Source organism: Niveispirillum fermenti, from assembly GCF_048066175.1.
Lineage (GTDB): Bacteria > Pseudomonadota > Alphaproteobacteria > Azospirillales > Azospirillaceae > Niveispirillum > Niveispirillum fermenti.
This window is the reverse complement of record NZ_JBLTXA010000006.1, coordinates 12990-25148: the sequence shown is the minus strand read 5'-3', so window position 1 is coordinate 25148 and position 12159 is coordinate 12990. Positions and strand designations below refer to the sequence as shown.

The 12159-nt window shown below is 67.8% G+C and carries 9 protein-coding genes and 1 tRNA gene; 2 read left to right on the top strand and 8 right to left on the bottom strand.

Going from position 1 to position 12159, the window contains the following annotated elements; all coding sequences use genetic code 11:
- Positions 1-39: 39 nt before the first annotated feature.
- Complete coding sequence (locus tag ACM9LZ_RS07925) at positions 40-1326, bottom strand: EAL domain-containing protein (protein ID WP_416618845.1); 1287 nt, start codon at positions 1324-1326, stop codon at positions 40-42.
- Between the two features lie 297 nt (positions 1327-1623).
- A tRNA-Gln gene (locus tag ACM9LZ_RS07920) sits at positions 1624-1698 on the bottom strand.
- A gap of 189 nt (positions 1699-1887) precedes the next feature.
- Here ACM9LZ_RS07920 and ACM9LZ_RS07915 point away from each other — a divergent pair.
- Positions 1888-2964 (top strand): peptidoglycan-binding protein, encoded by a 1077-nt coding sequence (locus ACM9LZ_RS07915; RefSeq protein WP_416618844.1) that lies wholly within the window; start codon positions 1888-1890, stop codon positions 2962-2964.
- Between the two features lie 37 nt (positions 2965-3001).
- On the opposite strand, the gene ACM9LZ_RS07910 is transcribed toward ACM9LZ_RS07915, so the two are convergent.
- The 4 genes from ACM9LZ_RS07910 to argH are packed head-to-tail and all read right to left on the bottom strand — an operon-like array spanning position 3002 to position 8709.
- Entirely contained in the window at positions 3002-5734 is a 2733-nt protein-coding gene (locus tag ACM9LZ_RS07910; RefSeq protein WP_416618843.1) for a TIGR02302 family protein, read from the bottom strand.
- 49 nt (positions 5735-5783) lie between these two features.
- Complete coding sequence (lysA, locus tag ACM9LZ_RS07905) at positions 5784-7067, bottom strand: diaminopimelate decarboxylase (RefSeq protein WP_416618842.1); 1284 nt, start codon at positions 7065-7067, stop codon at positions 5784-5786.
- The gene (locus tag ACM9LZ_RS07900; protein ID WP_416618841.1) at positions 7064-7231 is read right to left on the bottom strand and encodes a hypothetical protein; all 168 of its coding nucleotides are present in this window, start codon (positions 7229-7231) and stop codon (positions 7064-7066) included. Before ACM9LZ_RS07900 ends, lysA begins: the two co-directional genes overlap by 4 nt.
- A gap of 59 nt (positions 7232-7290) precedes the next feature.
- Positions 7291-8709: an argininosuccinate lyase gene (gene argH / locus ACM9LZ_RS07895; protein ID WP_416618840.1), complete on the bottom strand. Its 1419-nt coding sequence runs from the start codon at positions 8707-8709 to the stop codon at positions 7291-7293.
- Between the two features lie 108 nt (positions 8710-8817).
- Here argH and ACM9LZ_RS07890 point away from each other — a divergent pair, with 108 nt between their 5' ends.
- Complete coding sequence (locus ACM9LZ_RS07890) at positions 8818-9411, top strand: TlpA family protein disulfide reductase (RefSeq protein WP_416618839.1); 594 nt, start codon at positions 8818-8820, stop codon at positions 9409-9411.
- 67 nt (positions 9412-9478) lie between these two features.
- Here ACM9LZ_RS07890 and ACM9LZ_RS07885 read toward each other — a convergent pair whose 3' ends face one another.
- The gene (locus tag ACM9LZ_RS07885; RefSeq protein ID WP_416618838.1) at positions 9479-11167 is read right to left on the bottom strand and encodes a methyl-accepting chemotaxis protein; all 1689 of its coding nucleotides are present in this window, start codon (positions 11165-11167) and stop codon (positions 9479-9481) included.
- Positions 11168-11346: 179 nt separating this feature from the next.
- Complete coding sequence (trmB, locus tag ACM9LZ_RS07880) at positions 11347-12057, bottom strand: tRNA (guanine(46)-N(7))-methyltransferase TrmB (RefSeq protein WP_416618837.1); 711 nt, start codon at positions 12055-12057, stop codon at positions 11347-11349.
- Between the last annotated feature and the right edge of the window lie 102 nt (positions 12058-12159).

Below are 12159 nucleotides of genomic sequence, written 5' to 3'. Positions count from 1 at the left end.
ATATATTCATGGCCGCATGGATGGGCGGCTATGCAATCTTTAGTCGCTCATCATCTTGGCGCTCTTGATGGCGTCGCGCAGCAGCACGCCCTTGCGCAGGATATTGTCGACGATACGGCCCTGGACCAGGCTGATGCCGGCCTTCTCGGCGAACATCAGGCCAGAGACGGACCCGCAGCGGGCCAGGATGAAGCGGCAATTGCTCTGCGCCTTGATCTTCTCGGCAAAGACCTCGTACTCGTGGTCCGACATCATCTCCATTTCGTCGGTCCAGAAGATCTTGGCATAGTCGCAGGCCATATATTCCAGGTCCATGTGAGTGACCCAGAAATCGTTCAGCCCATCGATACAGATCTGGTAGCCCTTGGAGGAGGCGAAATCGACAACCTCCTTGTAGGTGTCGATATTCTCCACCAGGTCGGCCTTGTTGATTTCCAGCACGACATTGCCGCGCAGGTCGGCCGTCAGGCGTTCATCGAATTTCACGAAGGTCGATGACATGATGGTGGACAGGTTCAGGTTCAACCCGATGCGCCGGCCGCGCAAGAAATCCACCCCGTAATTCAGTGCCTTCAGCACCGAATTATCCAGGTTGGCCGTGAAATAGCTGAACAGCCACTTGTTGGCGGTGATGTCGTAATTGGGGGACAGCCGCTCTTCCAGCGCCTTGATGGCGATATAGAGTTCGAAATACTCGAACTGGTTCTGGTCGCCGTTCTGGATGTCGACCACGGGCTGGTTCAGCATGAAGGGCGACAGGTCGAACATCTGCACGGCACGTTCGATCTTGCCCAGTTCCTCCAGCGTAATGGGCGGCTTGGTCTCCACCTTCGCCGCATCGGCGTTCGACTCGCGTGCCAATCCCTCGATGAAGCGGATGACGTTCACGAAGTTCAGCGACAATTCCATGATGGAATAGAGGCTGTCTTCCCCATAGGGATTGCGCTTCACCATCACGGTGCGCGCCAGCATCAGCTTTTCGATCTTGGAACAGACGTCGGAGATCAAGGAGAACTTGATGCCCTTGTAAAGGACGATCACGTCATCGTTGGACAGGGAGAAAAGCTGGAGATAGGCGGACTGATCCGCCGTTTCCTGCATGGCCCGCTTGATGGAGATCAGGTCAAGCTGGCTCTTGTCCTTCAGCAGGGACATATGGAGATGGATGAGGCGCAGCCCCTGGACCTCGCGCTTCGCGCTCTGCAGCAGCGTCAGCAGCTTCTGGTCATCATATTCGGGCTTTTCATTCATCGCATTGGCAGCAGAACGCTCTCCGGGTTTCACCCGGACCCAGTCGCGTTTCGGTGCATTCGGTTGGCGATTCATGAAACTGCCCTAGCGCCCTTCCATCGGCGGTCCCTGCAAGACCATAGGTTACCATGATGCTGTCGGATGGGGTCCTCGCCCTTCCATAAGGCGATACATCCAAAAGACATAATGGGGCTAGCGGACTGCCGGGACAAGTGTACAAAATTTTATCTATCTCTCCTACAGATCATTTTTCCGTCAAAATGACCCGCTGACAAGCTGACCGGGCGCATAGGCGGGCCTTCCGGCCCTTATGCCGAAAGGGTAGACGGGCCCATGCGACAGCACGATCCGCGGAGAGGAAATGAGGAAGGATGGCTGGGGCGCCAGGATTCGAACCTGGGAATGGCGGTACCAAAAACCGCTGCCTTACCGCTTGGCGACGCCCCAACACGAGGCCCGTTTTCGGGCGGCGCGCACCATAGTCAAAATCCACCGCCTGTGCAACAGGCTCGATGAAGGGAAAATCGGCGACGGCGCGGGAGCCGGCTCTGGCGGTGGCGACCTTTCGTGCTAGTCTGCCGCCGACCCCTCGAATCCAGTGGTGGAGAAGCCGGCATGCGTAGCCGGAACCGTGACATGTCCATATCCTTGTCTTCCCTGCGCCGCGTCCGATTCGCCCCGCTGCTGTCCGGTTTGCTGCTGCTGCCGGGCGCGTCGTCGCTGGCTGCCGACCCGGCCCCCCGTCTGGTCGCGCAGAAACCGAAGGCCGAGGCGGCGGCCCCCCGAAAGCGCCCGGCGGCATCGGCCGGCGCCGCGGCCCTGGCCGCAGGCACTGCGACGGCACCCGTCCTGCCGGCCACGGCCGATGCGGCCTTGCGCGAACTGGAGGGCCGGGCCCGGGACGGGGATGCAGAGGCGCAGATGGCCCTGGCCGAGGCGCTGACCATGGAAACCCCGACCAGCCCGCAGAACATCGGGCGAGCCGTCTATTGGTATGGCCAGGCGGCGGCCCGCGGGGATGCCGACGCCTGCTGGACGCTGGCCGAACTGTTCCGTGGTGGCCAGGGCATCCCCGCCGATGTGGAAGAGGCGTCGGTCTGGTACATGAAGGCCGCCGACCTTGGCCATGCGGAAGCGGCGTTCGACCTGGGCCTTCTCTATACCGAAGGGTACGGGGTGGACCGTGATCCCGGCCTGGCTGCCCGCTGGTTCGAGCAGGCGGCCGATGCGGGCATCGCGCGCGCGCTCTATCTGCTGGGCACGCTCTATGAGCAGGGGGTGGATGGTGCCGCGGACCTGGAGGCAGCCCGCGCCTGGTATCGCCGCGGGCTGGATGCCGGGGATGAACGGGCGGGGCAGGCCCTGCGGCGGCTGGAAGCGGGCGGGCGCAATGTGCAACTGGCAGAGGGACCGCCGCCGGGCATGCTGGGTGGGCCGCCCGGGGATGCGGGGGCACGGGCGGGTGCCACGGCATCGGGCCGGGCGGCTTCGGCCAGCGGTGCTGCCGCCGGTGCGCGCCCCGTGCCCGTGGACCAGGCCGGCGTGCGTGAAATTCAGACCCGCCTTGCCCGGCTGGGCTATCACAAGGGCAAGGCCGATGGCATTCTGGGCAAGCGCACGGACGCCGCCATCCGCGCCTATCAGCGGGCCGAGGGGTTGAAGGTGGACGGCAAGGCCAGCCAAGCCCTGCTGCGCCGCCTGCGCCAGGGGTGAGGCGAGGGGGGCACCGCGCTTCCCCCTTTTTCGGATTTCAATATTGCCGGAACCTGTCCAGCAGCCGGTCGATGTAATCGCGTTCGGCCTTGGGGCGGTTCTGCTCGCCGGCCCGGCGACGCAGTTCCTCCAGAATCTCCCTCGCCCGCTGCATGTCGGCCCCGGTGGGGATCTTCACTTCCTCCCCGTTCAGCGAGCCGGTGCCGGGCAGGGGGCGGCCCAGCGGGTCACGGCCCTGCCGCCGCCCGGTGCTGGTCTGCTGTCCGCCTGACTGTCCCGGATTGCTGCGGGCCATCTGCTCCTGCATGGATTGCATGGTCTGCTGCAATTGCTCCAGCACCTCACCCTGTGATGCCACGGCCTGATCGGGCGACCCGTCGCGCAGGGCGTCGGCGGCGTCCTTCATGGCGCGTTCGGCCCGGCCCAGCGGCCGGGGGATCTGCCCGCCGACTTCGCCCAGGCGGCGCATGATGTCGCCCAGTTCGGAACGCAACTCCTCCTGGGTGGTTGCCAGCGGGTCGCCGGCGGCGCCGTGCCGGCCCTCGCCCTGTCGCCCTTCGCCCTGTCGCCCTTCGCCCTGCTGCCGGCCCGGCTGGCGTCCCTGCCGGTTGGGCATGCCCAGGCCGGGCAACTGGTTGGTGGGCAGTTCCTCCGCCCGGTCGAACATTTCCTGCTGGTGCTGGAACGTCTCGTCCATCACCTGCTGCTGGCGGCGCTGCAGGTCGCGCAGGCGCTCGGTCAGTTCGGCCAGCGCCTGGCCCTGCTGGCTGTCCTGCTGTTCTCCCGGCGGCTGGCGGCCGTTCTGCAGGCTTTCCATCATCTGCTGAAGCTGGGACAGCATCTGGCGGGCGGCTTCCTGGTTGCCGGACTGGGCCAGTTCGCGCATCTGGCGGACCATGTCCTCCACGTCGTCGCGCGTCATGGCCTGCATGTCGGGGGTCTCGGCCCCTTCCATCGGTTGTGACGGGCCCGGCGGCGGCTGGCCGGCCTGCTGTTCCAGGGCGTCCATGAACTCCTGCATGGCCTGTTCCAGCCGCTGCATGGCGCGATCGACCTCCTCGGCCGGGGCGTCGCGGTCCAGCGCCTCCATCAGCGCCTTCTGAGCGTCGCGCAACTCGCGTTCGGCCAGCGACAGGTTGCCATCCTCGATCCGCAGCGCCACGTCCCACAGCATGGCGATCGTCTGCGCCACGGTGTCGTCGGCGCGGTTGCGCATCAACCGGCCGACGGCGCTGCGCATGGCCAGGAAGGCCACGGGATCGCCGCCATAGGTGTCCAGGGCGGCCGACAGTTCGTAAAGGTGGCGGGCCACCAGGGGGCGTACCTCGTCCCCCATCAGGATCAGGGCCTTGCGCTGGTCGATCACGGCGCGCGCCACGGGATGGTGGAACTGCCGTTCGGGCAGCACCACCTCCTGCTCGGCGCTTTGCGAGGACTGGCCCGCCCCGTCCTGCGCGTGCAGCCGCACCTTCACGGGAAGCCCTGCCCAGGGGTGGCCGGTCAGGTCGTGGAAGCCCGTGCCCGTGATCTCCCGCCGGGTCCTGGAGGCCACGGGCAGCGTCAGTTCGATGGGGGTGCGGTCCAGTGCGGGGGGCGCGTCGACGGCCAGCGTGACCGTGGCTGTGACGGCATGGATGCCGTAATCGTCCGCAGCCGTGTAATCAAGCCGCAGCGACTGGCGCTCCGTCGCGGCGGGCGGGGTGCGGAACGCGATGCCCGGCGGCTGGTCGGGCACCAGCCGGATCGGCCAGGACGCCACCTCGCGGCCCAATTGCCGCACCGATACGCCCTCGCCGCTGGTCAGAACCATTTCCGTCTGATAGCCGCCGCCCGCCACCGGCTGGAAATCCGTGTCGGTGCCGTTGGCCACCAGGACCGGCGTGCCATAGCCGCCATCCAGCCGCACCACCAGCTTCGTGCCCGCGGGCAGGAACAGGGGCCGCCCTTCCGGCTGGCCGGCCGTGGGGGTGGCCGTCAGGAAGACGGGGGGCTGGCCGGTATAGTCGGGTGGCGTGGCCCAGGCATCCAGCCGCGTGGGGGCCAGGAACTCCCCGATGCCCAGGGATGGCAGCAGCGCGCCCATGGTCCGGCTGCCCAGATCGCCCCAGCCGATGACGGCCCCCACCACCATGCACAGGGCGGCGGCCACACGCAGGGCCCAGGGGTCGCGCGCCGGCAGCCGGCTGTCGGGGGCATCCAGCCGCAGGCGGTCCGCCTGCTGGCGCGCCCGTTCCTGGGCCAGGCGCCACATGGCGTGGGACAGCGGATCGCCGGCACCGCCGGCGATGCCGTCGCGCAACTGGGTCAGCGGGCGGTGGGGCAGGTGGCTGTCGCGCTCCAGCCGGCGGCGGGCATCCGCTTCGGTCGGCGCGCGGAAATCCCGCCATCCCTGCCGGCCCAGCCATGCCAGCCCGGCCAGCAGCACCAGCAGGACGGGCACATGCAGCCAGACCGGCAGGTGGATGAACAACCCGCCCCAGGCGGCGGCCAGGAAAAGCCCGGCCAGCGACAGCGGGCGCCACAGCGCGGGCCACAGCGCCTCCCACCACAGGACGGCGCCGGCCACGCGCATCGGACGGCTGCCGGCATCGCCGGGCCGGGCCGGTGTGGTCCCGCCCTGGCCCGGCCCGCCCTGGCCCGGCCCGGTGCGGCGTCGCCCGCGCAGCAGGTTCCGCAAGCGGGGCAGCAGCGACCCGGCCTGCCGGTCGGGTGCCTGCCGGTCAGAAGCCGACCGGCCAGGGGGCTGTGGATGCTGCTCGGGTCGGGGCATGCCTGTCTTCAACCTTGAACGTCTGCCCCAGACTACCCTGACGGCGGGGTCAGGGGGAGAGCCAATCGGGCATCGCTTCCAGCGTCAGTGAATCCTCGAAGCTGGGGCGGCGGCGCACGGTCTCGAACCGGTCGCCGGACACCAGCACCTCGGCCACCAATGGACGCGAATTATATGTCGAAGACATGGCGGCCCCATAGGCCCCCGCCGTCAGGAAAGCCAGAAGGTCGCCGGGTGCCACGGGCGGCATGGGCCGCAGCCGGGCGAAGGTGTCGCCCGTCTCGCACACGGGGCCGACGATGTCGGCCTCCGTCAGGGGGGCGCCGGCCGCGGGCTCGGCCACGGGCACCACGCTGTGCCAGGCCTCGTACATGGCCGGGCGCACGAGATCGTTCATGGCCGCGTCCACGATCAGGAACCGGCGGTGCAGCCCGTCCTTCACGAAGATGGTGCGGGTCAGCAGCAGGCCGGCGGCGGCCACCAGCGAACGGCCGGGCTCCAGCGTCACGCGGCAGCCCAGATCGCCCACCGTCTCCGCAATGGCCCTGGCATAGGCGTGGTAGTCGGGGGCCGCGTCCTCGGACTTGTACGGCACGCCCAGGCCGCCGCCCAGGTCGATGCGCGACAGGGGCACGCCGCTGGCCTTCAACTCCCGCACCAGGCCGGCCAGCTTGCCGAAGGCCCGGCGGAAGGGCGTGGTCTTCAAAAGCTGGGACCCGATATGGACGGCGATGCCTAAGGGCTTCAGGCCCGGCAGCGACAGGGCGCGGGCATAGGCCTCGCCGGCATGGGCGAAATCGATGCCGAACTTGTCCTCCTTGCGGCCCGTATTGATCTTGCCGTGGGTTTCGGCATCCACATCGGGGTTGATGCGGATGGCGATGGGGGCGTCGATCCCCAGTTCCACGGCCACGGCCGACAGGGCATCCAGTTCCGGCAGGCTTTCGACATTGATCTGGTGGATGCCGGCGGTCAGTGCGGCGGCCAGCTCCGCCTTCGTCTTGCCCACGCCGGAAAAGACGATCTTGCCCGCCGGGATGCCGGCGGCCAGCGCGCGGCGCATCTCCCCCACCGATACGACATCGCCGCCGGCGCCAAGGGTGGCCAGCGTGCGGATGACGGCCAGATTCGAATTGGCCTTCAGCGCATAGCAGATATCGACATCCTGGCCCGCGAAGGCATCGGCATAGGCACGCCAGGCGGCCGTCAGCCCCTCGGTCGTATAGACATAGGTCGGCGTGCCCACGGCCGCCGCGATGGCCTCCAGGGCCACGCCTTCGGCATGCAGCCGGCCCTGGACATAATGGAAACCGGGAACGGGAAAGCAGGTCATGATGCGGGCTTCTCGGCGTCGGTGCTGGGGGCCGGCTTGGGGTCGCCGGCGGGGTCGGGATAGGTGTGCGGCGGCGGGCTGCCGGGCGGGGCCTTGGGGAAATGCGGTTTCACACCGCAGGCGGACAGGGCCAGCAGGGCAGCGAGAAGGAGGGCTTTGCGCATGGGCGGCGTCCTTGTCGGGGGAAGCAAGGCCCCGGTCCCTTGCGGGCCGGGGCGGCAGATCAGAGGAAGCGCTTCCGGGCGGCCTCGACCGCTTCGCGCACGCGCGACGGCGCCGTGCCGCCGAAGCTGGTGCGGCTTTCCACCGACGCTTCCAGCGTCAGCACGGCATAGACCGCCTCCGTGATGCCGGGATGCACCTGCTGCATCCGGTCCAGCGGCACCTCGGCCAGGCCCGTGCCGGCCTCCTCGGCCAGCTTCACGATGCGGCCCGTGATGTGGTGGGCGTCGCGGAACGGCACGCCCAGGCTGCGCACCAGCCAGTCCGCCAGGTCGGTGGCCGTGGGGAACCCCGCCTCCACGGCCCGGCGCATGGCGGCCGGGTCCGGCGTCAGGTCGCGGATCATCCCCGTGGTGGCGGCCAGGCACAGGGCCAGCGTCTCGTCGGCCTGGAACACGGGCTCCTTGTCTTCCTGCATGTCCTTGGAATAGGCCAGCGGCAGCCCCTTCATGACGATCAGCAGCCCGTTGAGCGCGCCGATGACGCGCCCCACCTTGGCGCGCACCAGTTCGGCGGCGTCGGGATTGCGCTTCTGCGGCATGATGGAACTGCCGGTCGTGAAGGCGTCGGTCAGGCGGATGAACCGGAACTGGCTGGTACACCAGATCACGATCTCTTCCGCCAGGCGTGACAGGTGGGTGCCGCAGATGCTGGCCGCCGACAGGTAGTCCAGCGCGAAATCACGGTCGGACACGGCGTCCAGCGAATTGGCCGTCGGCCGGTCAAAGCCCAGCATGCGCGCCGTCGCGTCGCGGTCGATGGGATAGGGCGTGCCGGCCAGTGCTGCGGAGCCCAGGGGGCTTTCGTTCAGGCGCGCGCGGGCATCGCGCACCCGGGCGCGGTCACGGCCCAGCATTTCCACATAGGCCAGCAGGTGATGGCCGAAGGTGACGGGCTGGGCTGTCTGCAAATGGGTGAAGCCCGGCATGATCAGGTCGGGAAACTGTCCGGCCCGGTCGATCAGGGCCGCCTGCAAAGCCTGCAGGTCGGTGTCCAGCCGGTCCAGCGCGTCGCGGACCCACAGCTTGAAATCGGTCGCCACCTGATCGTTGCGCGACCGGGCGGTGTGCAGGCGGCCGGCGGGTTCCCCGATGATCTCCTTCAGGCGGGATTCCACATTCATGTGGATATCCTCGTTCTCCACCGTGAAGGAGAAGCGGCCCTCTCGGATCTCCGTGGCGACCTGGTCCAGCCCCTTCAGGATGGCATCGCGGTCTTCGGCGGTGATGATGCCCTGGGCCGCCAGCATCGTGGCATGCGCCTTCGACCCGGCAATGTCCTGGGCCCAGAGTTTCTGGTCGAACCCGATGGAGGCGTTGATCTGCTGCATGATGGCGGCGGGACCGCTGGCGAATCGCCCGCCCCACAGCGCATTGGCATCGGTTCCGGTCTGGTCGCTGGGGTTCTGGCTGTCGGTCATCGTCGTCTTGCGTCAGTTTCCAGGGTTGACGGCGGGGCCGCCGGGCACGAACTCTGTTGCTGGCAGCAAAGGGACCCGAAGGTCCGGCAAAGTTCGACAGAGGGCAGAATGGCGATTTTCCGACGCATCGCAACAATCGTGGCCGTGGGTACAGCAATTCTTCTGACGGGGGGCTGTGGCGAGAAGACGGAAAATTCCACGCCGGCCGCCGCCGTACCCGCCGCCATGCCGATTTTCCAGGGCGAGTCGCGCCCCTTCGTGGCCAATGCGGAACGCCCGGCGCTGCCCGCCCTGACCGTGATGGACGCCACGGGGCAGCCCGTGGATCTGGCGTCCTTCAAGGGCAAGGTGCTGCTGATCAATCTGTGGGCGACCTGGTGCGCCCCCTGCATCCGGGAAATGCCGGCGCTGGACCGGCTGCAGGCCGACATGGGCGGCGACCGGTTCCAGGTCGTCGCCATTTCCGTCGATCGCGGCGGGATGAACGAGGTCGGGCCCTTCTTCGAGAAGACGGGCCTGACCGCGCTGCCCATCTATCTGGATCAGAAGATGGCCTCCATGAAGGCCTTTCCCTTGAAGGAAGGGCTGCCGCTTTCCATCCTGGTCGATGCCGACGGGCGGGAGATCGGGCGCCTGGCCGGGGCCGCGCATTGGGACGGGGCCGAAGCAAAGGCCCTGATCGGCTGGGCCCTGCGGCCCTGACCTTGTAAGCATAGGCATGGGGGCCGGGCCAGCGATGGCCCGGCCCCCGTCTTTGTCGCACCGGCCGTCAGGCGGCCATCAGCGTCTTCACGAACTGGTCGACCTCGGTGTTCAGCACCTCGGACTGATGCGTCAGGTCCGATGCCGTGCCATGCACCGTTCCGGCGGCCCCGCCGGTATTGGCGGCGGCCTTGCTGACGCCCTGGACGGCATTGCAGACGGCCTGGGTGCCGTTCGCCACCTCCTGCACCGTGCGGGCGATCTCGTTCGTGCTGGCCTGCTGTTCCTCGATGGCGGCGGCCAGGGCGGTGGTGATTTCCCCGATCTTGTCGATGGTGTTGGCGATGCGGGCGATGGCGGTGACGGCGGCACCCGTCTCGCGCTGGATGCTGGCGACCTGGGTCGTGATATCCTCCGTTGCCTTGCCCGTCTGCATGGCAAGCTGCTTCACCTCCGATGCCACGACGGCGAAACCCTTGCCCGCCTCCCCGGCGCGCGCTGCCTCGATGGTGGCGTTCAGGGCCAGCAGGTTGGTCTGGGCGGCGATCCCCTGGATCAGGCCCACCACCTCCTCGATGCGCGTGGCGGCCCCTTGCAGCCCGTCCATGGTCCGGCTTGTCTCGCTGGCATCCTCCACCGCGGTGCGGGCGACATTGTTGGCTTCCACCACCTGGCGCGCGATCTCGGCGATGGAGGCGTTGATCTCCTCCGTCGCGGCCGCCACGCTCTGCACGCCGGCGGCGCTTTCGTCGGATGCGGTGGCGACCTCGGCCGCCTGGCTGGCGGCGGCGCGGGCCGCGCCGGACAGGCCCTCCGCGCTCACGCGCATCTCCTGGGCGGAACGGGCCAGCGCCGTGGAAACCTGGCCCAGCTTGCCGGCGAAATCACCGGTCAGCCGTTCCAGCCGCTGCCGCCGTTCCTCCTTCGCGGCCTGTTCGGCCTTCTGCTCGGCTTCCAGCCGGCGCGCTTCCAGCAAGCCACGCTTGAACACGTCCAGCGCCTGCGCGATCTGTCCCACCTCATCGGCGCGGCCCGTCTCCGGCACGGTGGCCGACAGGTCGCCGCCGGCCATGTTGCGGACAGTGCCCGTCACCGCGGCCAGCGGGCCCGTCACCTGCCGCGACACCAGCCAGATGGCAAAGGCTACGGACAGGGCGATGCCAAAGCCGGCCACCAGCAGCATGACCAGCCTCTCATGGCGGCCGAAGGCGGCCAGCCCGTCGATGCCGGCCAGGACCTGTGACACCTGCTGCGCGGACAGCTTGACCATCACCTCGTTGAAGGCCTTGCGATTGGCGCGGTTGGCTTCGTTGTCGCCGATGGCGCGGGCGGCGGCGGCCCCGTCGGTGCGGCCCGCGCGGGTCATGTCGCTGCGGAAACGGATGAATTCGCGGCCCCGCGTGATGGCATCGCGCATCTGCACGGCGGCGGCGGGGTCGATCACGGCCTCATACTCCCCCAGCCGCCGGTCCAGGATATCCAGGCTGGCCGTCAGGGTCCGGGCGAACCGCTCCAGTTCCTCCGCGTCGCGCGCCATGTAGATGCCGCGGCTGTCCATCACGACGGCGTTGATCAGGCCGTTGATCTGTTCGGATAGCACGGCCCGCTGCGTTTCACGGCCCATCCGCTCGACCTCGGTCTGATACACGGACATTGCATAAAGACCCATGCCCGCCATGATCACGGCGATCAGGGCCAGCAGGCCCATGGCGAGGTTCACTTTCATCCCGATCTGCAAATCGCGGAGTCGCATCATTCCTTCCTCCCCCTTTCCGCGCTTCCTGTTCTCCCCCTTGGGGACAGGGTAGCGAGGCCTGGTCGTTCCACCTGGAACGGAAATCATAGGGTCGGAATGATGCGCCCCAGTTGCGCGATTTTGGAGAGTGCGAAAGGTCAGTTTCCACTGAAAACGCCGGGTCTGACCGATTCTTAAGGTCAGGTTTCGCGTATTTTGCGAATGAAACGCATGAACACTGGGCTTCGTCCTGCCTCCAGCGCCTTTTTCTCGTAGCGCGTCTGGGGCCAATCTTCGGGCCGGACGCGCCAATCCTGCGCCGTTCTGGCCAGCCATTCGAAATCCGGATGGCGCAGCATATGTTCCAGCATCCAGCGCTGCAATTTCGGATCGTCGGATGCGATCCGCAGTTCGGCCCCATCCTTCAGCACGCGCGACAGGCGCGGCAGATTGTCGGGGCCGATGAAGCGGCGGAAAGCGTGGCGCAGTTTGGGCCATGGATCGGGGAACAGCACGAAGGCCCGCCCCACCGATGCGTCGGGCAGCGCGTCCAGGATGGGCCGCGCATCGTCGGGAACCACGCGGATATTGTTCTGCCCGCCTTCCTCGACATGCTTCAGCAGGCTGGACACGCCGTTCACGAACGGCTCGCAGCCGATGAAGCCGATCTCCGGGTTCCGGGCCGCCTGCCAGGCCAGATGCTCGCCCCCGCCGAATCCGACCTCGAACCACAGGTCCCGCTTGGGTTCGGCAAACAGGCTTGCGGTGTCCAGCCGCGCGCCCTTTTCCGGAGCAACCAGCTTCATGCGTGGCAGCAGCGTGTCCATGACCTCCTGCCGGTGCCGGCGCAGGGGGCGGCCATGGCGGCGGCCATAAAGAACCTTGCGATGGGGAATGCTGTCCTCGGACATGGGGCGGCTCGACCAGGGCGTGATGGGGGGGAAGGAAAAGAACGCGGCGAGGGGCTGAATGGCAAACGGCCCGCCGGGCAGGCGGGCCGTTGCGGCAGGCAC